The organism is Nostoc sp. PCC 9305 (assembly GCF_963920915.1).
GTDB lineage: Bacteria > Cyanobacteriota > Cyanobacteriia > Cyanobacteriales > Nostocaceae > Nostoc.
On record NZ_CAWUDN010000111.1, the window covers coordinates 1 to 26057 of the forward strand.

Annotated in this window: 19 protein-coding genes; 14 read left to right on the forward strand and 5 right to left on the reverse strand. The window is 43.4% G+C overall.

All coding sequences use genetic code 11. The features are described 5' to 3' along the window. Window positions 1–109: 109 nt before the first annotated feature. Both ACM0OX_RS29410 and ACM0OX_RS29415 read right to left on the reverse strand, forming a co-directional pair. Complete coding sequence (locus ACM0OX_RS29410; RefSeq protein WP_414518543.1) at window positions 110–2623, reverse strand: CHAT domain-containing protein; 2514 nt, start codon at window positions 2621–2623, stop codon at window positions 110–112. Next, a complete protein-coding gene (locus ACM0OX_RS29415; RefSeq protein ID WP_414518545.1) occupies window positions 2620–5142 on the reverse strand; it encodes a filamentous hemagglutinin N-terminal domain-containing protein in 2523 nt (840 codons plus the stop codon). The genes ACM0OX_RS29410 and ACM0OX_RS29415 overlap by 4 nt, the downstream gene beginning before the upstream one ends. Before the next feature lie 452 nt (window positions 5143–5594). Between ACM0OX_RS29415 and ACM0OX_RS29420 the strand changes: the two genes are divergently transcribed. Then, entirely contained in the window at window positions 5595–6926 is a 1332-nt protein-coding gene (locus tag ACM0OX_RS29420) for a Rieske 2Fe-2S domain-containing protein (protein WP_414518563.1), read from the forward strand. 78 nt (window positions 6927–7004) lie between these two features. Here ACM0OX_RS29420 and ACM0OX_RS29425 read toward each other — a convergent pair whose 3' ends face one another. After that, window positions 7005–7298 (reverse strand): hypothetical protein, encoded by a 294-nt coding sequence (locus ACM0OX_RS29425; RefSeq protein WP_414518546.1) that lies wholly within the window; start codon window positions 7296–7298, stop codon window positions 7005–7007. A 158-nt stretch (window positions 7299–7456) separates the two neighbouring features. Between ACM0OX_RS29425 and ACM0OX_RS29430 the strand changes: the two genes are divergently transcribed. Continuing rightward, window positions 7457–8398: a hypothetical protein gene (locus ACM0OX_RS29430; protein ID WP_414518547.1), complete on the forward strand. Its 942-nt coding sequence runs from the start codon at window positions 7457–7459 to the stop codon at window positions 8396–8398. A 41-nt stretch (window positions 8399–8439) separates the two neighbouring features. On the opposite strand, the gene ACM0OX_RS29435 is transcribed toward ACM0OX_RS29430, so the two are convergent. Then, window positions 8440–8808 carry a hypothetical protein gene (locus ACM0OX_RS29435; RefSeq protein WP_414518548.1) on the reverse strand — a complete coding sequence of 123 codons (369 nt, stop codon included), beginning with the start codon at window positions 8806–8808 and terminating at the stop codon, window positions 8440–8442. A 303-nt stretch (window positions 8809–9111) separates the two neighbouring features. Between ACM0OX_RS29435 and ACM0OX_RS29440 the strand changes: the two genes are divergently transcribed. The 8 genes from ACM0OX_RS29440 to ACM0OX_RS29475 all read left to right on the forward strand — a co-directional run bounded on the left by ACM0OX_RS29440 (window position 9112) and on the right by ACM0OX_RS29475 (window position 22749). Continuing rightward, window positions 9112–15099 carry an AAA family ATPase gene (locus ACM0OX_RS29440; RefSeq protein WP_414518550.1) on the forward strand — a complete coding sequence of 1996 codons (5988 nt, stop codon included), beginning with the start codon at window positions 9112–9114 and terminating at the stop codon, window positions 15097–15099. Window positions 15100–15111: 12 nt separating this feature from the next. Next, complete coding sequence (locus tag ACM0OX_RS29445) at window positions 15112–15741, forward strand: response regulator (RefSeq protein ID WP_414518551.1); 630 nt, start codon at window positions 15112–15114, stop codon at window positions 15739–15741. Window positions 15742–15948: 207 nt separating this feature from the next. After that, window positions 15949–16506 (forward strand): DsbA family protein, encoded by a 558-nt coding sequence (locus ACM0OX_RS29450; RefSeq protein ID WP_414518552.1) that lies wholly within the window; start codon window positions 15949–15951, stop codon window positions 16504–16506. A 99-nt stretch (window positions 16507–16605) separates the two neighbouring features. Continuing rightward, the gene (locus ACM0OX_RS29455) at window positions 16606–17418 is read left to right on the forward strand and encodes an alpha/beta fold hydrolase (RefSeq protein WP_414518553.1); all 813 of its coding nucleotides are present in this window, start codon (window positions 16606–16608) and stop codon (window positions 17416–17418) included. A 77-nt stretch (window positions 17419–17495) separates the two neighbouring features. Next, window positions 17496–18083 carry a Dps family protein gene (locus ACM0OX_RS29460; protein WP_414518554.1) on the forward strand — a complete coding sequence of 196 codons (588 nt, stop codon included), beginning with the start codon at window positions 17496–17498 and terminating at the stop codon, window positions 18081–18083. Between the two features lie 282 nt (window positions 18084–18365). After that, window positions 18366–19943 (forward strand): GMC family oxidoreductase, encoded by a 1578-nt coding sequence (locus ACM0OX_RS29465; RefSeq protein ID WP_414518555.1) that lies wholly within the window; start codon window positions 18366–18368, stop codon window positions 19941–19943. 105 nt (window positions 19944–20048) lie between these two features. Further along, entirely contained in the window at window positions 20049–20960 is a 912-nt protein-coding gene (locus tag ACM0OX_RS29470; protein ID WP_414518556.1) for an SDR family NAD(P)-dependent oxidoreductase, read from the forward strand. Window positions 20961–21288: 328 nt separating this feature from the next. Then, window positions 21289–22749 (forward strand): SidA/IucD/PvdA family monooxygenase, encoded by a 1461-nt coding sequence (locus ACM0OX_RS29475; RefSeq protein WP_414518557.1) that lies wholly within the window; start codon window positions 21289–21291, stop codon window positions 22747–22749. Here ACM0OX_RS29475 and ACM0OX_RS29480 read toward each other — a convergent pair. Continuing rightward, window positions 22696–22863 (reverse strand): hypothetical protein, encoded by a 168-nt coding sequence (locus ACM0OX_RS29480; protein WP_414518558.1) that lies wholly within the window; start codon window positions 22861–22863, stop codon window positions 22696–22698. The two genes, ACM0OX_RS29475 and ACM0OX_RS29480, sit on opposite strands and share 54 nt — an antisense overlap. A gap of 51 nt (window positions 22864–22914) precedes the next feature. Here ACM0OX_RS29480 and ACM0OX_RS29485 point away from each other — a divergent pair, with 51 nt between their 5' ends. The 4 genes from ACM0OX_RS29485 to ACM0OX_RS29500 all read left to right on the forward strand — a co-directional run bounded on the left by ACM0OX_RS29485 (window position 22915) and on the right by ACM0OX_RS29500 (window position 25843). Continuing rightward, a complete protein-coding gene (locus tag ACM0OX_RS29485) occupies window positions 22915–23907 on the forward strand; it encodes an alpha/beta hydrolase (RefSeq protein WP_414518559.1) in 993 nt (330 codons plus the stop codon). Window positions 23908–24217: 310 nt separating this feature from the next. Continuing rightward, window positions 24218–24613 (forward strand): DUF6130 family protein, encoded by a 396-nt coding sequence (locus ACM0OX_RS29490; RefSeq protein ID WP_414518560.1) that lies wholly within the window; start codon window positions 24218–24220, stop codon window positions 24611–24613. Continuing rightward, on the forward strand, window positions 24610–25359 hold the full coding sequence (locus ACM0OX_RS29495) for an SDR family NAD(P)-dependent oxidoreductase (protein WP_414518561.1): 750 nt from the start codon (window positions 24610–24612) through the stop codon (window positions 25357–25359). Before ACM0OX_RS29490 ends, ACM0OX_RS29495 begins: the two co-directional genes overlap by 4 nt. Window positions 25360–25363: 4 nt before the next feature. Next, a complete protein-coding gene (locus tag ACM0OX_RS29500; protein ID WP_414518562.1) occupies window positions 25364–25843 on the forward strand; it encodes a DUF1348 family protein in 480 nt (159 codons plus the stop codon). Window positions 25844–26057: the final 214 nt, after the last annotated feature.

A 26057-nucleotide genomic window follows, 5' to 3' on the forward strand; every position in this document is an offset into this window, starting at 1 on the left:
CTGATTAACTCAGCCCTGCTGGGTCATTTTGTATGGCTTAGTCTAAACTCCAGTAATAAGAACTTAAAGGAATTATCAAAGGTGCAAGAAGGTTTAAAACTGTGGGAATTTATAACCAACTACCAACGAGCAAGAAAGGGGCCCAGTAGTAATGATGAGCGTATTTAGGATTTTTCATTAATGCTAGTTGTGCGATCCGCAGTGCCTCTGCTTTAGGAATAGCATTTTTCAATCCCTTGTAGAATTCTTCCATTAATAAAGCAGTAGAATCCGCATCTACTAGCCACAAAGTAGCTATCGTAGTTCTCGCACCGGCTTGTGCGGCTACTCCAGCCATTCCTAATGCTGACTTTTTATTACCCTTTGCAGTTTGACAGGCGCTTAAAACTAATAACTCAATTGCATCTGTATCAGTTTTAATTTTACCTTTTAATAATTTGTCAAATTCTCTAATATTGATGACCTTATCATAGGCTAGAAGTACTGTCTTCAAAGGGTCTGAACTAAACTGTCCATGAGTGCTAATATGAACGATTGGGAAATTATTTTTACTTATTTCTTGCTCTAGACGGGGAGTAGTAAACTTTTCGTCTAGTAGTGTAAGGGAAGATTGTGTTTGACTTTGGACATCTTTTACTTCTTCTTTGGCTTTGGGTAGTGATCTGACGCCTTTAGGAGCGTTGCGATCTAACAAGCTGGGGCTGGGCTTAGACAAAGCAGCGATGAGAGCTGTAAACCGCTTTTTTGATAAGGGTTTGGGATATCTAATTCTAGAACCGAGAGTGGCTGCAATGCTGTACTGCTCGAGTAGATAATTTTTCCCATTATATAATATGCTCATTGGTATACTTTGAAAAGATTTATCTAAGATAAATATCAATGTTCCTGATGCAGGTAAATATGATGCTATTGGCGCAATTAATTTTTCATAAAGTGCTTGAGAAGGCAAAAGAATTTGTTGGACATCAATAGTAGCGAGTTTCTGATCCTGTAAACTCCATAAAAGATCACTAACATTATCTTTAACTATATTTGCTTCAACAGAGTAATGATGAAGAGAGCGGTCTGAAGACTGTACAATAACTTCTATAGTGTCATCCAAATCAATGATATGAATGATCCCATAAGCACTATTTAAGTCTGGAATATCATTGAGAGCAATTAGGTCAAGCTTACCACATTTTAAAAAATTTTCTAACTGTGCTGTTTGTAAACGTTCGTTTATTTTAATTACTTCTTTGAGATTAGGATTAGAATCTTTCAAAAGTAACTTCATATAATCACGGTACACAGGTTCTACTTCTTGTTGAAAGAAGAACTGTATATCTATATTGCTTGACAATATGCTGTCACGAATATGTGCCAGGTTGTCAATAGCAGATTTGTACATTATGAGGGCTTCTTTAGCCCTTCCTTGCTTGTTGTACAAGTTGCCTAGCTGTTGTTGCCATTGGTAAGCAATATCTTCTGCTTGAATTGATTGAGCCAAACTTAAAGCTTTTAAAAAATATGCTTCTGATTTTTCTGGTTGTAATTTACCCAGAGTGCCAAGACTGTAAGACTTGATTCGCTGATTACTTGTACTTTTAGCTGTTTGCAAAGCGGACTGACCATATTCAATAGCTAATGAACGTAATTGCTGATCTGGAATTTTGCTTAAACTATTAGCAAAATTGAGCTTGGTATAAACAAGTTGGGTAGCTGATAATTGAGAGAATATAGAAGATTTTTTTAAAATTATGTTAACAGAAGGTTTAATTTGTTGTTGAATTTGATTGCGAATTTCAACTAATTTTGAATTACCTAATTTTAACTCTGTTGTTAAGAAATTATCAAAATCTATTAGCAAGCTCAAATGATGTAGTTGAGATTTGAATTGTGTTACTGGATAATTTGCTGACACCAGATTCACTTGATGATAAATTTCAAGTGAATTGAGTGCTTGTTGCTGAATCATCTCCACAATTTCATTTTTGAAATCTGGTTCTTCTACTTCATAATATTTATTTCGTGCTTGCTTATAAATAGCTTCTTGAGTATTAGCTAATGACAGCAAAAGCTCATGAGTATCAGCAGTAGACGTTTTTTGAACAATTGATAGCGTTTTTCCGAGAACAACCTTTGATTCATCTAATTTACCAATTAAGCGCAAGACATCTCCTAAGTTTTGCCATGCAAATAGATTTACTGGCAAATGTTTTTGCTTATCAATCTCTGCTATCAATAGTTTTGTTGTAGATTCAGTAGACTGTTGTAGCAAGATGGCACAAATCTTAGTATCTGTATTTAGCTTTAGAGCTTGTAATAGAGTGTTACAAGCAAAACGATTTAAACCTAAAGCTTGTAGGGCAAGATTTTGGTTAATTAAGCTGCCAGTAATACCCTCTTCGTAGCCAAGTTGACGATAAATTTTTGTGGCTGATTTCCAGGACTCAAGGGCCTCCGATGCTCGTCCTTCATTTAAATACTTTTCTCCTATTTTGGTCAGTAGTCGGGCTTGATTACGTTTTTGTGCTTCTTTATTTACAGCTTGAGCAGCGATAATGGATGGCTTGCCTACAACTGTTAATAGCCCTAGAATGCTTGAAAATACGTACTTAAACCAGTCTCGGCGTCTAATCATTGCTGGGCATGGGTTGTAATAGTACTTTTTGATACATTTTCTTCAGAACATAAGCTAGCGAACGACACAGCATGAGGTGTTGCTGAATTTGCTTCTGCCGTCAAGGTTACATTCCCGTAGGAGTCTTGCACCCAACCTTGAGCTTCTACAATTTGTGTTGCTTGTTTTTGCAATTTTGGCTCCTCTGAATTATTGTTGACCTGACTAGATACAAAATTATCTTGCCAAGTTGGTTTAATAGGTGGTACATCGTTAGGACTCAGAGGTAATCTGTCCACGCCACTCATAACAAATTCACTTTCTGCCACATCTGACTGTCCCTCGCAAGCTGATGCAACTTTTGGACTTTGTGCAAGTCCGAATGGCACGGACTCAATGCCATTAGGGTCAACGTAAAAGCCGTTGATCTGAACGTCACCATTCAATCCGAATTGTGAACTAGCTGTAATTTTACTGTTGGGAGAGAAAAATAATCCACGAGCATTTATCAGGATATTTCCGCCTCGTCCTTTAAAAGCATTAGCTGTGATGCTACTGTTTTCCGCAAGAACTAGGATATTTGTGTTGATATTGATGTTGCCACCATCACCATTTGTGTCTTGCTGACCAGCAGTTGTGGAGATAATTCCATTGCGTATAAAAATATTATTTGAGGTAATATTAATATCACCACCCTGTCCGGCAGTAGTGGTTGCCGTAACGCTTCCGTTGTTTGTAATGTTAATCCTATTGGACTTAATTTTAAGTCTTCCTGCATCACTCAAACCTCCATTTGCTACGCTAATTAAACCGCCTTGGTTGATATTTAAAAGAGGAGTGTCAATGGTTATATTTCCAGCAGAGCCAGTTGGTATCAAAGGTAGTCCAAATATTTTTCTGACAGTTTCATTTGCAACATTGGCAGATGAACTTATAAAACTAGGTTGAGAGTTAGAAGCTTTTCCACTTACTTCTATAAAGTTTTCAGCATTAATATTTATACTGCCAGCATTTCCAGTAGCAAAAGCAACAGAATTAACTATTCCTCCATTTTTCAATCGCAATTGTGATGTATTTATGTTTATACTTCCAGCATTTCCAGCATTAAAAGCTGCGGCTGCTATGGTGCTTGGAGCAGAACGCTCTGGTTTTATCCCTGTAATTTCGATAGAATCTGCATTGACAATAACGTTGTTTCCATCTCCAGTTCCGAAGCTTGATGATGCCACTGTTCCTCCGTCAGTAATTCGTAGCTGATCTGTTGACATTTGAACAGAACCTGCTTGCCCAGAAGCGAAAGTAGCAGCACTGATTAGGCTAATAGTATCTCCACGACGAAAAGGATTAGCAAGCCTGTTTTCTAGCAATTGCACAAAATCAGAGGCATTAATAGTTACGTTACCTCCAGAAGCGTTACTGTATGTACCTGCTCCCACTCTTGCTCCATCCTGAAGCGTTAATCGTTGGGTAAAAACTTTTAGATCGCTACCTTTTCCAGTATTTACTGTTTCCGTGAGTATACTACTAGAAACATTGCCATCTGGAGAAGTTCCTTCCAAAACCAAAGAGCTAGAAGCATTAATATTAATATTTCCAGATGAAGTCTCGCCTAAATTCTGAATCAACATTGTTGAACCGTCTGTCACATGGACATTATTGCCATGTACCTGAATTGTTCCAGCGCCTGTACCACTAGCATTGATTAAAGCTTGTTTCGATAACTGAATATCTTCAAACTTGCGAACTCCTTCGTAATCAAAAGTCCATCCTTGGTTATTGGATTTGAGGTCAACAAAACCAGACCCTACACTACCCAACTCAGATTGTCCCCCTGGAGTGGTTATAATGCCACCTTCCACATTTACGTTACTCCCGATTAAAGCTAAAGTCTTTCCTGGTTGTACTAAAAGTCCTGTTAAATTGTTGTTTACTATGGTAGGGAATAAACCTGCATTTGGTGTAATTTGATGTCCGCCACCTAAAACTTGAATAGTTCCAGTTGAATTATCTCTAAATGCTAGCCCTGTAGGGGCACTAATTGTTAGCAATGGTTCTTTCTGGTTGGGTTGAGCAAAAAACTGTTTACCGTCAGCAAATTTAATACTGTTGGCTGTGGTTGCGACAAATGACCCACCAATATTTAGTTGAGCATTAGAACCAAAAATAATTCCATTGGGGTTGAGCAGAAATAGGTTAGCTGTTCCATTAGCACGAATTAAACCATTAATGTTAGAAACAGATTTGCCTGTGACACGACTAATAATATTTGTAATATCAGCAGCATTATTAAAGAAAGCAGTATTCCCAGTAGAAACAGAAAAGTCTTGAAAGCTGTGGAACAAATTAGTTCCTGCTCTAGTTCCTTCATTGATAATATTAATACTGCCTTGATTAGTGACGCGAGAATTGTTAGTGAGAGTAGTATCTGGAACGATTTGTGCCGCAATTGGATTTGAAAATGATATGTAATATAATATACTAGTATTAAATAAAAAATGACTAGCTTTTCCCCATCCTATTTTAATTTTTGTCTTCTGCACCTGTAGCTAAATCCTTTTTTTTTACACGAAAATATTATAAAGTTTAAAAAGAACTAGCTACAAATGATTTAAATGATTTTGACCATGACGTTAATATATGCGATTAATCAGTTATATCTCTATCTATTGCAATCATTGAACTTCCCCTCTATGCAAGCAATACCCCACTGACAAAACTTGGTAATCAACTTTTCGATAAGAATCTATAAGCACTGAGTCATTATCCCAACATTTCTGAAAAAACTCAAATCTGGAATTAGTGTTCAAAATTCTTGCCATCTTGAGCTTTTTCACTCTGGTCAATCATTTGACCAAGCGCTATTGCCTCACTTGACGATTTATCTATCTGTTATCACTCACGGTTCATTGGCTGCTTACCATTAATATCTCTTGATGGCGGTTGCATATACTAAACGTATAATTACTTTTTGTTTACTCAAATGAATACAAAAATACAATCTGATTTTGATTTTTTTCGACAGTGGTATCCGCTTTCTCCTATCGAAGATATCAATCCCAAATGCCCCACCACAGTTGTTATTCTGGGATTACGCTTAGTCATTTGGAAGCCTAAATCATCTAAAGCTTACCAAGTATTTCTAGATCAATGCCCTCATCGCCTTGCTCCCTTAAGTGAAGGACGTGTTGATGAAAAGACGGGTAACTTGATGTGTAGTTATCACGGCTGGCAGTTTGATTCTCAAGGAGTTTGTACATATATTCCCCAAGCAGAAGATCCAGAAATTATTACTAGGAATCAAAAAAACTTCTGTGCAGTTACATTCCCTGTTCGTCAGCAAAATGATTTACTTTGGGTTTGGCCAGATGCTAGATCAGCAGAACAGGCTGCAACTACGCCATTACCTCTGTCACCTCAAGTAGATGCTAGCAAAGGTTTTGTTTGGGATTCTTTTGTACGCGACTTAGAATATGATTGGCAAACTCTTGTTGAAAATGTGGCAGATCCAAGTCATGTTCCTTTTGCACATCATAAAGTGCAAGGCATTCGAGAGCAAGGAGTACCTATACCTATTAATATTGAGAAATCAACAGTAAATTTAATTGAAGCAGTTATTGAAAGAAGCTCAGGACGAACAACAATTACTTTTGAACCACCTTGCCGCTTAGAATATGCAATTAGTGTTGGTTCTGGAAAGCAGTTAGGAATTGTCACTTACTGTATTCCAGTGTCTCCAGGCAGATCAAGAATAGTGGCTCAATTTCCTATTAATTTTGCTAAAACAATCTATAGTTTATTACCTCGTTGGTTAGAACACATCATAATTCGGAATCCACTTCTTGATGGAGATATGATTCTTCTACATCAGCAAGAGCGTTTTTTTCAACAAAAAAAGTTAGTTGAAAGCTGGAAAACTGCCTACAAGCTACCTACAAGTGCAGATCGTTTAGTGATTGAGTTTAGGAATTGGTTTGAAAAGTATTGTAATGGGGATTTACCGTGGAATGAAGTTGGAATTAATTTCTTACAAAACTCAAATATTAATGACAGTCGGACTGTACTGCTTGATCGCTACAAACAACATACTCAGCACTGTAGTAGCTGCCGAGGGGCGCTAAGGCTGATCCAGCGTTTGCAAGTGGTACTGTTGGCATACTCTGCTATTACTATTTCAGGAGTTGCTATCCTCCCAGATCCGCTTCGAGTCAAGCTTGGTTTAACGCTAATTATTACAGCACTATTAAGTTTAGCAGCTTACACTTGGCTCAAATTTTGGCTTGTTCCTAAATTTTACTTTGTAGACTATGTTCATGCTCAAAAATGACAGAACTAGACAACAATTACAAAATTATTAATTTTGTAATTAGTTCAACATATAGCGCCAATTCCGCAGTACCTATCTTCACCAAATTCCGTGCCAAGGGTATCTCTGCCTTGCTGGAAGGAGTAGGCTAGCGCTAATCGCAAGAAACCAGTAGCGACCGAGATAACCCAGGCGAAATTCTAACAACGACTCTTGTACTCCAAACAAAGTCATCCAAAATGCAATACTCGCGGTCAAATAATCAAGCATTAGCTGTTGTTTTACCCGTGTGTTGAAGAGGGTATTTTCTAGAATACGCCCAAACAGTATTTTGTTGTTGTGGTGGCTCTGATGTGGTGTTTTTTTTGATAATTGCTCTATGAGATTTTTCAATGAGTTTTATATTTGGTAGTGCTTTAAGGCTGCAAAATATAAAAAGCAACCAAAAACCCCAACCTGTTTAAAGGATGGGGGCATAAATAAAAACTCTATATTTCCATGATGACACAATTCAATATTTGTTCGACTGCTGTCAGCCTAGAGGTGGGGCAATGAACAAACCACCATCCAGACGCAAGAAAATTACCCCTGCGACATCTGAGGAACCAAAGCTAGCAACCGACTCTGTAAAGGAAAATACTTTTGAGCAAGACAACCCAGCCTCAGCAACGATTACGGTTACTGCTGTTGAAGTTACAGAGTTGACCGAAGAAGAACAAAGCTTACGCTTGCAATTGGAACGTCAGGTAGAAAGGGCATTTTTATCAGCAGGTCAGGCGCTTATGGAGTTGAGGGACAGACGGCTGTACCGTTCCACGCACCGGACTTTTGAAGAATACTGCCGCGAACGCTTCAATTATAGTCGTGACGCGGCTTACTTGAAGATTTCGGCTACTGTGGTTTATGAAAATCTTCAAAAGTTTTTGCCGACCATTGGTCGGCAAATTCCAATGCCGACCAACGAACGACAATTGCGTTTTTTGGCGAAAGCCGAGTTGGAACCGGCTGTGCAAGCGGATGTATGGCAACAGGCAGTGGAGCAAGCTGGCAATAAAATTCCATCCGGTCGCATAGTGAAAGATGTTGTAGATAGGATACGCGAAAGGACGAAAGTACCCAATCCTTACCACGTTGGGGAGATATGTGTTCTTCTGCCCAAAGACAATCCTGACTTGAGAGGGAAAGCGGGTTATTGGGGTGTGGTAACTCATGTTGGCGAATATAGTTGTACAGTCCAGACATGGGACGGCGACTACACTGTAAAAATCGAACACCTGAAGTTACTGGAATTACTTGACGAAGATTGCTTTTTTATGCAGCAGCTATGTGTGAGGTTACAGCAATTGCATGAAGTGGTTAACCGTGACTCTTCTGTGGATTGGCTGTTGCAGGGGTTGGGGAAACAAGCTAAACCGTATCTGTCATCCTTGCAGGCAAAATTGCTGGCGGCTGTGGAACGGGAGTACAAAATCGAGTGGAGGCAACAGAAATGATGGTGCAGCTAGGAAACAATAATTTAATGCAACAAAGTTTACTAAACTCGTTTAATTTCAAATATTTCTCGCCACAATTCAAATTCAGGACAATTGCACCAAAGGGTAACGAACCCATCAAAAAGTTTAGTTTCTGAATTTTTAACTTCCCTCGGGAGAACTTGGATCAAGATAGGAATATCCAAATCACATTTCCAATTTTCTATTTCTTTTTGAATTTGGGCAATAGTGTCTTGATGGAATCCTCGGTCGTTGTTGGAACACTGAACAAGTAAACATCCATTATCAGAATCTTTGACTCGCTTGAGCGAGAAATTAATCTGCGTCCACATTGATTGGACTTCATTGAAAATATTAGGCAAACCATAGTGATTGCCTAATATTGCCTTTCGGCGTTTCGATTCACCCATAAGTCCCCCTCAGCAATACAAATTTTGACAAGGATGACGAAGAAGATAAGGAATCTTCTAACGACGAGTAAGCTCAATAGCACTCAGACTAACCCTCTGGGGGTTATTAACTACTAATACTATTGTAACGATAAATCAAGGGTTTCAAGTATTTTAAAAACTATTCGACAAACCGCAGATTCCGAAAGCCCAAAGTCTAACCCAAGAAGGAGACATATTGGCTTGAAGAGCTAGATCCTCAACCCGCATAAGAATTGCTGTATAGTTTGAGGTATGCCAGATTATACTCCTAAGAGTTGCTCTATGATTGCTCTACCTGGTATTGCTATCCAAGACAAGATATACGAAAGTTCTAATTCTCTAGTTTATCGGGGCATCAGAGACGACGGAGTAGGGATCGTCGTAAAAATGCTAAAGCTTGATTATCCCTCACCTCAAGAACTAACCCGTTACAGACAGGAATATAAAATTATCAGTTCCCTTAACTTGCAAGGAGCGGTGAAGGCATACAGTCAGCAGGATTATCAACGCACTCTGGTGATTCTCCTAGAAGATTTTGGGGCAGAGTCCTTAGAGCAATGGATGCAGAAGCGTCCAGATATATTCTACCCGATGCCTTTATCCACTTTTCTTGGTCTTGCGATCGCTGTTTGCGACATTCTGGGCAGAATCCATGCAGCCAATATTATTCATAAAGATATCAACCCTGGAAACATAGTCTTTAATCTGGATACTGGCGTTGTCAAAATTATTGACTTTGGGATTGCCACCCAATTTAACCGCACAAATCCGACTTTCAAAAGTCCTCATGTTTTAGAAGGGACACTTGCATACCTATCTCCAGAACAAACTGGGCGGATGAACCGTTTGCTCGATTACCGGACTGATTTCTACTCCCTTGGTGTGACATTTTACGAACTGCTCACCGGACAACTACCATTTCCTACCACAGACGTGCTGGAGCTAGTCCATTGTCATATCGCCAAACAGCCTATTCCACCTCACGAACTGAATGCAGTGATCCCTAAAGCCGTTTCAGATATCATTTTGAAATTGATGGCGAAAAACGCAGAGGATCGCTATCAAAGTGCCTGGGGCATCAAAGCGGATTTAGAAATCTGTGCTGAACAATTAGCACAAATCGGTCAAATCTCTAGCATTCAACTGGCGCTTCAAGACGCTTCGGGTCAGTTTCAAATTCCCCAAAAACTGTATGGACGGGACAAGGAAGTTGCAATGTTACTGGCGGCGTTTGTTCGCGTAGCGTGTCCAGAGTCAAATCCCATTCCTGCTTTACCAAACAATTCAGAAACAACTTCACAAAGCGAGCAAAGAGGCGAACCAAAATTCCAAGTTGAAATGATGTTGGTGTCTGGCTATGCTGGCATTGGTAAATCTGCGTTAGTGCAAGAAATCTATAAACCAATTACCCAAAAGCGCGGCTATTTTATCTCTGGTAAATTCGATCAATTTCAGCGCAATATTCCCTACAGCGCGATCGCAGATGCTCTGCAAAAATTGATGCAGCAACTGCTGGGTGAACCTGATGACAAAGTGCAACAGTGGCGATCGCTCTTACTTACAGCTTTGGGAAACAACGCACAAATCATCATTGATATCATCCCAGAAGTTGAATTAATTATCGGCAAGCAGTCGCCTGTACCAGAAGTTGGAGCAACTGAAGCTCAAAATCGCTTTCATCGAATCTTTAGGCAGTTTGTGCGGGTGTTTTGTTCAGAATCACATCCCCTGGTGATCTTCTTAGATGATTTGCAGTGGATAGACTCAGCAACGCTGAAGTTAATTGAGTTGATGCTGCTAGATGAGCAAACCCAATCACTATTTTTGATTGGAGCCTATCGAGATAATGAAGTAAATCCAACGCATCCATTAGCATTAATGCTAGAGAGACTGCGAAAACAAGGGGCAGTACTTCAGGAAATTATCTTAGCACCATTAACGCTTGAGCCATTGAGTCAGTTAATTGCCGAGACGCTACATCAAAATGCAGACATTGTTTGTCCATTAGCTGAGTTAGTTTTGCATAAAACTGAGGGCAATCCTTTTTTTGTCAGTGAATTTTTGAGAATGCTGCATAGCGAAAATTTATTGACCTTTGATGCACAATACTTAAGTTGGGAGTGGAACATAGCTCAGATCCAAGCCCAAGATATCACTGATAATGTTGTGGAGTTGATGCTGATTAAGTTGAAGAAACTGCCAGAGAATACACAGCAAATTCTCCGGTTAGCTGCTTGCGTTGGTGCTGAGTTTAATTTAGATACTCTATCGATTGTTTGTGATAAACCACCTGAAACTGTTTTTCAAGATTTACTAACAGCCATACAAGTTGGATTAATTCAACCACTATCTGAATTAGATGAAAACTTGTTAATTGAAGAATATAAGTTTTTACACGATCGCGTGCAGCAAGCAGCATACGCCTTAATCGGTGAGGCGCATAAACAAGTTGTTCATTTACAAATTGGCCGTAATCTCCTTGGAAAAATTTTGCCAGAGGAGCTATCAGAGCGGCTGTTTGAAATTGTCGATCATCTTAATCATGGAATTGAGCTTGTCACAGATCAACTAGAACGCAATGAAATTGCTAGATTAAATTTAATCGCCGGACAGAAAGCAAAAGCTGCGATCGCCTATAAGGTCGCCAAAAAATATTTAGCTACAGCAAGAGTTTGGCTAGCAGCTTCTAGCTGGCAAACCAACTATGACTTGACCTTAGAGTTATATTTAGAAACTACAGAAGTTGCATTCTTGTGTGGCGATTTTGAGCAGGTAGAATCCTGGGCGGCGATCGTTCTACAATCAGCTAAAACAGTTCTTGATACCGTAAAAATTTATGACATTAAAATCCAAACTTACATCGCGCAGAACCATCTCTTAGAAGCAATCAATACGGCATTGCAGGTTTTACAGCAACTGGGAATCAGGTTTTGCGAACAGCCAAGTCAGTTGGATATTCAGCTTGAAATAGACGCGATCGCATCACTCTTTAACGAGATGCCGATTGAAGGGTTGAGCTATTTGCCAGAAATGGTCGAAGCACATAAGTTAGAAGCAATGAGAATTCTATCAAGGATAACGACCGTTACCCAAATTGCGGCTCCTAATTTGATGCCTCTATTTGCGTCTAGGCAAGTCAGCTTGTCAATTCAGAATGGAAATGCCTCTACATCTCCTGTTGCTTATGCAAACTTTGGGTTAATTCTGTGTGGGATGGTTGGAAACATGGAGTCTGGTTACGAATTTGGGCAGCTTGCCCTAAAACTTTTGTCACAGCCATATACCCATGCAATCAAATCTCGGACTGTAACAATTGTAAATAACTTTATTACCCCGTGGAAGAAACATGTCAGGGAAACATTGCAGCAATTCTTAGAAGGCTATCAAAGTGGGCTTGAAACAGGAGATTTAGAGTTTGCTGGCTATTGTGCTCATTGTTATTGCTTTCACTCCTTTGCGGTCGGGAAAGAACTCGTGGAACTTGAACGTAATATGACCAAGTATGGTGAAGCAATCTGTCAAATTAAACAAGAAGTAGCACTTACCTGGAATCAGGTATATCAGCAGTCTATCTTGAATTTAATCGGATGCTCAGTTAATCCATTCCGTATAATTGGAGAAGCATACAATGAGGAAAGCAAACTGCCACAGCATAAAATAACAAATGATGGATTTGCAATCTTCAATGTACATCTTAATAAGCTTTTCCTATGCTATTTATTTTATGAGTACAATCAAGCAGTTCAGAACTCAGATATAGCAGAAAATTATTTGCTCCAGATGACTGCTACTTTTGCTAAGGTTTTGTATTATTTCTATGATTCTTTAACTAGACTCGCAATATATCCTGAAAGCTTTGCTCAAGTACAGTCAGAAACTCTCAGAAAAGTTGCGGCTCATCAAAAAGAAATGAAACACTGGGCAGACTATGCTCCGATGAATTATTTGCATAAATATTATCTAATTGAGGCAGAGAAAGCGCGAGTTTTAGGGCGGTTATTTGACGCAGAAGAGTTCTACGAACAAGCAATTATTGGTGCTAGAGACAATGAGTACATTCAAGAAGAAGCCTTAGCCTACGAATTAGCTGCCAAACATTATCTGGTGCGGGGTCGGGAAAAAATTGCCCAAACCTATATGAAAGAAGCTCACTACTGCTATGAGCGTTGGGGAGCAACGGCAAAAGTCAAGGATTTAGAAACTCGCTATCCGCAATTATTTCCTCATTTATCCAACGCAGCTTCTACACCAATCCGCACTACTGCTGGAACCACCTCTAATACCTCACACATCGCTTTTGATTTAACGGCAGTGATGAAGGCAACTCAGGCGATTTCGAGCGAAATTGAACTAGATCAGCTGCTCCGTTCCTTGATGAAGATATTAATCGAAAATGCTGGCGCACAAACAGGATTTTTGATTTTAGAAAACTCAGGAAAATGGATGATTGAAGCGTCTAGTGAACTTAATGAGGGTGAGAATGTCTATGCTACACAAGTACTGCAATCTATCCCAACTGCAAATCATCTACCTGAATCAATTATTAATTATGTTATTCGTACTCATGAATCTGTCATCTTAAATGATGCTACTCGTGAAGGTAAATTTATTAATGATCCATATATTCAACAGAATCAAACTCAATCAATTTTATGTTTGCCTCTGCTCAATCAAGGTAAGCTAGTGGGCGTGTTGTATCTAGAAAATCAATTGGCATCAGGGGCATTTACACCGGAGCGATCGCAAGTCTTAAATCTGCTATCCACTCAGGCAGCCATTGCGATCGAAAATGCCAAACTTTACTCAAAGCTCCGCGCTAGCGAAAGTCAGATGGCTCAATTTCTAGAGGCGATCCCAGTGGGAATTGGCATCATTGACGCGGCGGGTCGCCCTTACTATTTCAATCAGCAGGGAATTGAGCTGCTGGGTAAAGGCGTTGATCCTGCCGCAACACAGGAGCAACTTTCAGAGATTTATCAACTATATGTGACTGGAACGAATCAAATCTATCCAACAGAGAGGATGCCAATCATTCGGGCGTTGAGTGGCGAACGCACGAGGACTGAGGATGGAGAAATTCGCCAAAACAACGCAACCATTCCAGTTGAGGCATGGAGCACTCCTGTCTTTGATGAACAGGGAAAGGTAGTTTATGCGATCGCAGCCTTTCAAGACATCACAGAGCGGAAACAAGCAGAACACCTCTTAGCAAATTACAACCGCACTTTGGAACAGGAGATTGCTCAAAGGACAGCAGCTTTACAGCAAAGTGAAGCAGAACTGCGCGCTCATGAACAGGAATTGCGGCTCATTACAGACGCTCTCCCGGTTAGTATTGGTTACATCGATGCCGAGAAACGCTACCGCTTTGTCAACCGCACCTATGAGATTTGGTGTAATTGTAGCCGAGATGAAATTTTAGGCAAGTCGGTTCGTGAACTGGTAGATCGTATGGATCATACGTCGTATCAAATGATAGAACCTTACATTAACCAGGCGCTGGGGGGAGAAACAACCACGTTTGAAGCAGAAATGCTTCTGCCAGTGGGCAAAAAGTACTTGAGTGTGACCTTAATTCCTGATTTCGATGCAAATGCTCAAGTCATTGGATACTATGCTTTAAACACAGACATCAGCGATCGCAAACGTGCTGAAGAAGCCTCAATCCTAGAAGAGCGTAACCGTATGGCGCGAGAAATTCACGATACGTTAGCCCAATCTTTCACAGGCATTCTGCTGCAAGTCGGAGCGGCAACGCAAGTGCTGGGCGACGATCGCCAAACAACTCAGGAACATCTGGAAATGATTGATGAACTGGCACGCATTGGGCTTTCTGAGGCACGGCGATCGGTGTCAGCACTCCGTCCTCAGCTATTGGAGGAGGGCAATTTACATAGCGCCCTTCATCGCCTTGTGGCTCAAATGAGATCTGCTGCTGATACCTCTGTGATCTACGAAATAAAAGGCACAGCCTATTCCTTGCCAGGCGAGGTTGAAAATAACTTGCTACGGATTGGGCAGGAAGCATTAACCAATGCCATAAAATACGCTGATGCTGCCGAAATTCGGGTTGAGTTGGTGTACAACGAGACACAGTGCATCTTACAGATTAAAGACAATGGCAGGGGCTTTGGAGTAGGTAGCATTCCTTTAAGCGGTGGGTTTGGCTTATTAGGAATGAGCGAACGGGCAGAGCGCATTGGCGCACAACTAACGATTCAAAGCCAACCCGGTCAAGGAACAGAAATTATTGTCACTATCAAGCCTTGAGTGAGAATTACAATGAGCCAATCCACTAAGATTAAACTGCTAATTGTTGATGACCATGCCATAGTCAGAAAGGGTCTAGCAACCATCATTAACCGCGATCCAGAAATGATAGTGATCGCTCAAGCTGAAGATGGGCAACAGGCGATCGCCGCGTTTCGAGAATATCAACCTGATGTCACACTAATGGATTTACGAATGCCCAAAATGGGAGGTGTTGAAGCCATTATGGCCATTTGTGCTGAATTTAAGCAGGCTAGGATCGCGTTACTCACAACCTACGATGGTGATGAAGATATCTATCGCGGTTTACAGGCGGGCGCTCAAGGCTATCTGCTTAAGGATTCTAAACTTGGCGAGCTTTTGAATGCGATTCGCGCCATTCATAATGGTCAGAAATACATTCCGCCAGAAGTGGGCGCAAAATTATTGCAGCGAATGATCAATCCAGAACTGAGTGAACGAGAGTTGGAAGTGCTGCGTTTGATGGCACAAGGAATGGGTAATCAGGAAATTGCGACTGTTTTGAGTATTGGTGAAAGTACCGTCAAATCGCATGTAAATCGGATTTTAAGCAAACTGGGCGTGAGCGATCGCACACAAGCCGTGATTACTGCTGTTAAGCGTGGGATTGTCAGTTTATAAGCTGTGCTAAAGTTGGTATCCAAATTCCAACTTTAGTTGGAGACAACCTTCCACTGCGAGACGGACGGGTTCATCCATCACTCGATTGTATAAAAATGCCAACCCAGAGTGGACTACAAAAGAGGGTCAATTGTTTATATTAAATCCATAGCAACGTTAGCGCAGTTGGGTTGTAAGGCAAAAGTATTGCTTAATACAAACCGAAACATGACTTACAACCGTGATAATTATTCTTTATTCGTTCCGCCTTCAACCCAAGATCATATTCAAGGTGTACTGAATGCTGCTGTAGTATTCGTCATGTATGGAGATTATGAATGTTTTCAAAGTGCCAACGTCTATCGATTAATTAAAGTTGCCGGGCAACAATTGAAGGTTTCGTTTGGAGAAAACAATTTAGGTTTTATCTTCCGTCACTTTCCACAAATCCAGATTCATCCACATGCTCAACGGGCAGCCCAAGCTGCGGAAGCAGCAGCGGCTCAAGGGCAGTTTTGGCAAATGCATGAGCTATTGTTCATTCATCAACAAGAATTAGAGAATGGCTATCTAGTAGAGTACGCCAATCGTTTAGGACTTGATATTTCTCAATTTTTGCAGGATTTATCCAGGGGAACCTATGTCGATCGGATCAATGCAGATATCGAAGGTGGACAGCGAAGTGGAGTGGAGGCTGCACCCGCTTTGTTTATTAATGGAATTCGCTATCTCGATCGCTGGACTGTTGAGCAGATAATGGCAGCCATTGTTGCTGCAAATGATTAAGGTTTTTGATGCTTATCTTAATAAGTATTTCATAACTTCTATACCGACAACAAGAATCAGAGATTTCAGCAATTTAGCAAGAATACAGAGGCGATCGCCATGATGGTTTTTACATGGAAAAAAGTTCAAAAATTGTTGCCGTGGTTATTTGCATTAAGTGTTGTCGTTGGAATATCAATGCATCCAACACCAGCCACCTCCAAGGAATTACCTCAAGCGTCCAACTCTAAACCTGCGATCGTTCTCGTTCATGGGGCTTATGCTGACGGTACATCATGGCAACACGTTATTCCATTGTTAGAGCAGGATGGCTACAGAGTGACTGCTGTGCAGATTCCGCTCACTTCTCTTGCTGATGATGTGGCAACAACGAAGCGGGTAATTGAGAGTCAGAAGGGTTCTGTTGTAGTAGTTGGACATTCCTATGGTGGAAATGTGATTACGGGTGCGGCGGCTGGCAATCCACAGGTGAAAGCTCTGGTTTATGTTAATGCTTTCGCCCCAGATGTCGGTGAAAAGACGAGTGATTTGAATAAAAGGTACGCAGCACCTCCGATTAGTACGGCAATTGTATCTGATGCTGAAAACTTTCTCTATATTGATCGCGGGAAGTTTCACGAATTTTTTGCCCAGGACGTATCAAAGGCTGAGGCGCGAGTGATGGCAGCAACCCAAAAGCCGATCGCCAGCGCAGCGTTTGAGCAATCAGTGAATGAAATCGCCTGGAAAACGATTCCTTCCTGGTTTATCGTGACTCAAAGCGATCGCGCCATCAACCCTGAACTTCAACGATTTATGGCTAAACGGATTAATGCTAAGACAACCGAAGTTAACTCCAGTCATGTTCCTTTTATCTCTCATCCAAAAGAAGTTACCAAAGTGATTGAAGCAGCCAGCACTGCTGTGAAGTAATCGCAATTTTAAGAGAAGCAGTTTCTCGGTACATACAAATAAAACAGACCTAATTATTGACTCTAGGAGATCCGATCGTGCAGACTCAAAATACAAGTATCACTGAAGTCGATGGCAGTCAACCCTTACTGCATCAACATGGATATGAAATTCAGCAGTATGGGACTCTTCGTGATTTGCCAATTGTTCTCAACCCTACTGCCCGCAGCGAAAGCTGTGTTTTAGTCAATCAGATTTTGGCAGATACGATTATTCTCTATCACCTTTACAAGAAACATCACTGGTTGATGCGTGGACATACGTTTTATCAATTACATCTGTTGCTCGACAAACACGCTAGCGAACAGATTGAGTTAATTGATGCACTGGGTGAACGAGTACAAACCCTGGGAGGTGTGGCGATCGCTGATCCGCGTCATGTAGCAGAAGTCACTAAGATTAAACGTCCGCCCAACGGCGTTGAGGAAGTACCTGTGATGTTGTCGCGGTTACTGGAAGCCCACGAGTTAATCATTGGGGAATTGAGAGTAGCGATCGATAAAACAGCAGCGAATCAAGATAGTGGTACTAACGATTTATTAGTGAGCCAAGTCCTACGAACCAATGAGACGCAAGTTTGGTTTCTAGCAGAACATTTGGTGGATACACCATTGGTACGCAGTTAAATTCAGCAGATCAGGTGTTGTAAATGAATAACTAAGAGGATGTTTGAAAAGTCCTCTTCTTGGTAGCAAAACGTTTTAGATCCCCCTAAATCCCCCTTAAAAAGGGGGACTTTGACTCCGGTTCCCCCCTTTTTAAGGGGGGTTAGGGGGGATCTGAAAGTATCTAAAGTCACAGCAAAATACTTTTCAAACAACCTCTAACAGTACTTCAGCGATCGCTCTTTAAATCAGTTCATTCTTGACTCCATTTATCCATTGTAGATAACAGAGGAAGAGAACTTTATGACTAATTATGACTACATTGTAATCGGTGCAGGGTCAGCAGGTTGTGTGGTTGCCAATCGTCTCACAGAAGACCCAGAAATCACTGTACTGTTGCTCGAAGCGGGCAATCCAGCGACGAAACCGGAAATCCAAATCCCAGCAGAATGCGTCAATCTAATTGGCACTGAAGTGGACTGGGGCTATTTCTCCGAACCAGAACCGGATCTGAACAACCGCAAGATCCTTTGTTCCCGTGGCAAAGTCGTAGGGGGCAGCAGTTCGATTAACTTCATGATCTATATTCGAGGCAGCCATCACGATTACGACCATTGGCAGGAATTAGGAAATCCCGGTTGGAGTTACGAGGATGTCTTACCCTATTTCAAAAAATCCGAACACCAGCAGCGCGGTGTTGATGACTATCACAGTGTGGATGGAGAGTTGAGCGTAAGCGATCTGATTGCGCCTGCTCCGATTTCTCACCGATTTGTAGAGACGTGTGTTGCAGCAGGCTATGACTATAACCCTGATTTCAACGCAAAGCAGCAGGAAGGAGCAGGACTTTTACAACACACCATCAAGGATGGTAAACGGCACAGTGCTGCGGCTGCTTTCCTTCTGCCCATTCTCGGGCGTTCTAATTTGACCGTTACAACTGGGGCGTTGGTGACTCGATTATTGTTGGAGGGCACTCGCGCGGTTGGCGTAGAATATCTGCATGAGGGAATGCTGCACCAAATTAGAGTCAACAAGGAAGTCATTTTAAGTGCGGGTGCATTCGATTCGCCTAAGCTTCTAATGCTATCCGGGATTGGCAATGCCTCACAGTTACAGGCATTGGGGATTTCTGTTGTATTAGATTTGCAGGGAGTGGGTCAAAACCTGCAAGATCACATTCTGGTTCCTGTGGTCTATCAGTCAATTCAGGATCTACACTTTGCTAGCACGAGTAGTATCGGAGAAGCTGTACTGTACTTACATAGCGAAGGCAACTCAGAGATTGCACCTGATTTACAGTTTTTCTTCGCTCCTGTCCAGTTCTTGCCGCTTGGCTATCCTGCTGCTGCTTTTGGGTTCACGGATGTTGTCTCTTTGACCCGTCTGCAAAATCGTGGCAGTGTGAGTTTGCGCTCATCTGATCCGCAAGACACCCCCATGATTCGGATGAACTATCTGCAAAGTGAAGCCGATGTGCAAAAGTTAGTCGCTGCAATTAAACTAGCACGCCAATTGTTTCAGATGAGTCATTTTGATGAGTTTCGAGGTGAGGAAATTGCTCCGGGTGCTGACGTTCAGAGCGATGAAGCACTCGTTGCTTATATCCGCAACAATTGCAACACAGTGTGGCATCCCGTTGGCACTTGCAAAATGGGCATTGACTCAATGGCAGTGGTCGATCCTGAACTACGAGTACATGGAATTGAAGGGTTACGGGTTGTAGATGCCTCCATCATGCCCACCATCACGACCGGAAATACGAACGCACCCACCATCATGATTGGTGAGAAAGCAGCGGATTTAATTAAAGCAGGTCGCACAGCACGAACGGTTTTCAGCAAATCTAACGTCCAAAATCCGGCGTATTCATCTATTTAGAAACGGGCGATCGTCTTTAATCAATCTCAGATTATCATACCTGTTGAGCATTTATCGGTCGATGTTAGGTAAACAGAACACTCGACCTCTGTAAAGGAATACACAATGGCACTGATTACAACACCATTCGGACGACATTCCACCGCCGCCGAGGTCGTAGAAGGAATTGATCTTTCCGGCAAGCGGGCGATCGTTACGGGAGCCGCATCGGGCATCGGCGTAGAAACGGCGCGGGCACTGGCTCAAACTGGAGCGAGCATCACACTAGCTATACGTAATACCGATGCTGGAGCGCAAGTCGCAGCTGACATTATGGCTACTACTGGGAACCGGAATATTCATGTTGCTCCGCTTGATTTAAGCGATCGCAACTCAATTGCTAAGTTCATTGCTGCCTGGCGTGAGCCGTTGCACATCCTCGTTAATAATGCAGGGGTAATGGCACTGCCCGAACAGCGCACACCCGAAGGCTGGGAGATGCAATTTGCCACTAACTATCTCGGACACTTTGCCCTAGCACTCGGACTACACGACGCTCTCGCCGCAGAGGGTGCTGCCCGTATCGTGTCGGTTAGTTCTAGCGGACACCTGATGTCGCCCATTGTGTTCGATGATATTCACTTCATGTTCCGTCCTTATGATCCGTGGTTAGCGTATGGACAGTCCAAGACCGCAAGCATCCTCTTTGCTGTGGGTGCTACTGCGCGCTGGTTCAAGGATGGCATTACCGCTAATGCCCTGATGCCTGGTGCGATCGCAACCAACCTCCAGCGTCATACGGGCGGTCTTAAAACCCCACCTGATCGGCAGAAGACAATAGCGCAGGGTGCGGCAACTTCCGTTCTGTTGGCAACCTCTTTGCTACTAAAGGGCGTTGGCGGACGCTATTTCGAGGACTGCAATGAAGCCACTCCCGTCACCAATGGGAACGGCTATCTGAGTGGAGTTGCCCCCTACGCCCTGAACCCAGACAATGCCGAGCGGCTCTGGAATGAATCGTTGCGCCTGCTCGCTTGACCTGGCAGTAACAGTGAGCTTCACGCTGTTGATAAACGAATTGCCGGTCGTAAGCCTACCAGCCTTTCGTCCATCACTTAAGTTCATGGTGGTTTAGACAAAGCAGTTTATGTCTATCTCGTGCTAAACAGCGAAATCGAGCCGTCTATGCAAAACTGCGCTCAACTACCCAACGACGTGGTAGCAACACGAACCCTTTTCTAGCTTCTGGCAGTTGTCCATAACACGTTCTAGCGAATCCAAACCCACGAACAAAAACTTAATAACAGCTTAATTGTCTACTATTCCGATTTTTTCATTTATCGCAACGATATCTAAGGAGATCGACATGACAACGAGCAATTCCGATTTTACTGCCCGAGAAACACTACGCCTGCTCGGTCCCGATCCCGATAACTGGGTGCCCGATCGCCCTGGCATCGATCACAATGTCACTATAATAGGTGGCAGCGGTAGCGGTAGCACCTTTGTATTTGCGCTACGACGTGCAGGGATCGGTCGCGTGACAGAGATCGATGCAGCCGATGACGAGGCTCATGCAGGCGTGTGGTTGACGCGAGCGCGGATGAGAACGCTCCGCACACCGAAACATCTGCCTGGTCCAGAACTAGGCATCCCAGAATTGTCCTTTCAAGCCTGGTACGAAGCGCGGCACGGTGCGGCAGCCTACGCAGAGATCGATCGCATTGAGCGAGTGGCTTGGGCTGAGTACCTCAGTTGGTATCGGCATTTCCTGGGTATCCAGGTTCGTTACCAGACGAAGTTGGTGCGGATTGAACCAGTCGCAGGTTTCTTCCGCCTACACCTTGAGGTAAACGGTGTCCCGCTCTTAGAGACTACACGCAAAATTATCTTCGCCAATGGCGTGGCTGGCACGGGTGGTTCGTACATACCTCCAATACTGGATGACTTACCCCGCACGTTGTACGCACATACCGCCGATGCCATCGATTTTGAAGCACTGCGCGGTAAGACTGTGGCGGTGCTGGGTGCGGCAGCTTCAGCTTTCGATGCAGCAGCAGTGGCGCTGGAATCGGGAGCTAAGGCAGTACATCTATTTGTACGGCGATCGGCGATCGCATCTCTGTCAGTCCTTCGGGTACGGGATTACCCTGGTGCTTACGACAACTATCCCCAACTACCCGATGCAGCCCGCTGGTTCCAGGCTTGGCACTTTCGTCAAGCAGGCACCGCGCCACCCCCGAACTCGATTAAGCGAGCGATCGCTTTCCCGAACTTTCACATCCATCTATCTGCACCTTGGAAATCGGCACGGAAACTCGGCGATGCGGAAGCCGCCGCCAAAGGCGAACGCATTGCTATCGAGGTGAACGATGATATTTTCGAGTTTGATTTTGCGATCGTTGGCACTGGTTACTTCGTTGACCCAACAAAGCGTCCCGAACTAGCCGACTTTGCCCAGCATATTGCCCTCTGGCGCGATCGCTACCAGCCACCAGAAGACCTGCGCGACGACGGTTTGGCGGCACATCCTTACCTCGGTAGCGCCCACGAATACCAAGAAAAAGTACCTGGCACTGCCCCTTATCTGAAAGACATTCACGTATTTAATCCTGCTGGTTTGGTCAGCTTCGGATTGCCAGTTGGTGACATCCATAGCATCCGCCGCGACGTACCTGCAATAGTATCGCGCATCAGTCACGACTTATTCTTTAAGGACTGGGCGCATCATGAGGCACGGATCACAGGCGATATTGCCCCCGATTTTGAGGACTCACTCTATGCTGCTGCGGTGTGGAAACAACCGATCGAGGCAGCAACCCGCTAGGTGGATAATCTTTTCAGCAGTAACAAATAATTCCGCCTGGGAAACGATGTCGGTAGAAAGCGATCGCCATTTCACGATCGCTGCCGATCGAGCATCACTGTTAAACCAATTCACTTAACAGTGTCATTTCAACAAATTGTTTACTAATTATCAAAGGAGAATGTCATGGTTGCTCAAGTAAATTCACAAGCAAAGATTTTGGAAGTTGCAGACGATCCACGTCTTTCTAAAGGAGTGAAGGCATTTTTGAAAGTGCTGAACTCAGGAGGTGTGCCTCTAGAGACATTACCTCCACTCGAAGCGCGTCAAGTTCTCGTGGATGCACAGGCTTCTGTTCCAGTAGACCTTTCAGGCATTGAAGAGTCTGAGAAGACAATTACTGCTGACGGTTATTCGATTACGCTCAATATCGTGCGACCAGAAGGCGTCAAAGGCACATTGCCTGTTTTCATCTTTATTCATGGTGGGGGTTGGATACTGGGTGATTATCCAACACACAAGCGCATGGTTCGCGATCTGGTTGTGCTTTCAGGGTTTGCAGGGGTCTTTGTCAACTACACGCGCACGCCAGATGCTCAGTACCCACAGGCGATCAATGAGATTTATGCTGCGACCAAATGGGTTGCCGAGCATGGTGAGGAGATTGGGGTGGATGGCAAGAATCTGGCAGTGGTCGGCAACAGTGTCGGCGGAAATATGACAGCAGTCACGGCTTTGAAGGCGAAAGAAAACGGAGGACCACACATCAAGTTACATATCATGATGTGGCCGATCGTCGATGCCGATTTTGAAACGAATTCTTATCATCAATTCGGCGACAAACGGTACTTAACCGTACCCACGATGAAGTGGATGTATGACCTGTACATCCCTGACCCAGAAAAGCGCAAAGACATCTACGCATCTCCCTTACAAGCGACAGTTGAGCAACTCAAAGGCTTGCCTCCAGCATTAATTGCAGTTGCAGAGAGCGATATTTTGCATGACGAAGGCACAGCCTACGGACGCAAGCTCGATGAAGCTGGGGTAGAGGTGACAACGGTGCAGTACAACGGCATGATTCATGACTTTGGACTGCTCAATGGTTTAGCCGATCTGCCAGAAGTTCGCTCTCTGTTTGTTCAAGCTGCTGCTGAATTGAAAAAACATCTGCAATAAAATGCGATCGATGTTTTTGGGGAAATGAAAAGACGCTCCTCCATCGCTTTGCTGCTTACCGAGTTAGCGTAGGGGAAAATGGTAAAGCAGAATGGCACTAAGTTAAGCTGAAGGGTTGGCAGCGTAAGGATTGCAGAGGTGCAGGAGTGCAGAGGGGAATTTTTAAATATCCGTTCGTATACCTTAAACTTCTTCTTTCTCCCCTGCTCCTCTGCTCCGGTTGTTGAGCGTAGTCGAAACACTGCACCCCTGCTGCCTCAATGATTTTCCCTTTTTTTAGTGCCATTTTACTCTCAGGTAATTATCTGTTATGAACAGCCACACACCGAGCGCTAGGGACATTATTGGATCATCACCGTTGATTGCGATTGAAAACGAAGCACCACCCAAGCTGATTGTCGATCCACCGCTTCCCGAACCGCTAGCACAGGGACGCGTCTTCATCCAGTACCGGACGGAGAATTTGCGTATCTTGCCAGTGTTTGGCAAAGGTGCCCTCGAAGTATCGCCGCGCATCGGTCATATCCACATCACCGTTGACGACGCGCCGTGGCACTTTGTCGATGCCAGTGGGGAAACGATCATCCTGGTCGGATTGGAACCTGGCGCGCACAAGGTACTGATCGAACTAGCTGACCCCACGCACAAAGTAATCACAAGCGAAACTGTGAAGTTCACGCTGCCAGATATTAAGAAATCATCATGAAAAAACTAGAAGGAAAAATCGCAGTTGTAACGGGAGCATCTAAAGGAATTGGTGCTTCAATTGCCAAACATCTGGCAGCCGAAGGTGCAGCAGTGGTCGTCAATTACGCCTCTAGTAAAGAAGCAGCTGATCGCGTGGTTGATGAAATTACTAGTGCAGGTGGCAAGGCGATCTCAGTACAGGCAGATGTTACCAAAAAAGCAGAGGTCGAAGGTCTTTTTGTCAAGACAGAGCAGACATTTGGCAGACTTGACATCTTGGTGAATAATGCCGGAATTTATGAATATCTGCCGCTCGAAGACATCACAGAAGAGCATTTCCATAAACAGTTCGATCTCAATGTACTGGGATTAATTCTTACCTCCCAACAAGCAGCAAAGTACTTTGGCTCGGCAGGCGGTAGTATTATCAACATTAGTTCCATCGCCAGCACCGCCACACCCGCGACTGGCTCGGTATATAATGCCACCAAAGCAGCTGTCGATGCTGTAACAAAGTCACTCGCCAAAGAACTGGGTTCACGCCAGATCCGTGTTAACTCGATTAATCCTGGCATGGTAGAAACAGAGGGACTGCAAGCATTGGGAGTTCTCGAAAGCGATTTTCGCAAACAGGTTGAAGCGCAAACCCCGCTTGGTCGCATCGGGCAAGTGCAGGACATCGCACCTGCTGCTGTCTTCTTCGCGTCCTCCGATTCAGGTTGGATCACTGGGGAAACGCTGCACATCGCAGGTGGTATTCATTGATACTATGACCAACGCCGAAAATCCTCGACTACCCCTGCCGCCTTTTGATCGTGAATCCGCTATCCAAAAAGTCCGAATTGCAGAAGATGCTTGGAACACACGTAACCCTGAACTAGTATCACTCGCTTACACGTCGGATAGCGTTTGGCGCAACCGTTCAGAATTTCTATCTGGTCGTGAGGCGATCGCACAATTCTTGACACATAAGTGGCTTAAAGAATTGGACTACCGTCTGATCAAAGAGCTTTGGGCTTTTCAAGACAACCGAATTGCTGTCCGATTTGCTTACGAATGGCATGATGATTCCGGCAACTGGTTCCGTTCTTACGGCAATGAGAATTGGGAGTTTGACGAACATGGATTCATGCGATGGCGTATTGCCAGCATCAACGACCTGCCAATTTCAAAGAGCGATCGCAAATACCACTGGATATTAGGTCGTCGTCCTGACGATCACCCCGGATTGTCAGACCTCAATCTTTGAAAAGCCCAAAGACCATATCACCCAGTTTTTATCTTACAAGAAATTCACTGCTATGAATGCAAACAACGGCATCATTAGCCAGCTTAGTCAATATTCAGTGCCTGTAACCATTGATCGATTAGAAGCTGTCTTTCAAGTAAAAGGCATCACCATTTTTGCCCAGGGTAAGAGCATCTCAATCAGGCTTGACGCAAGGAATCAGAAGAATCTAATA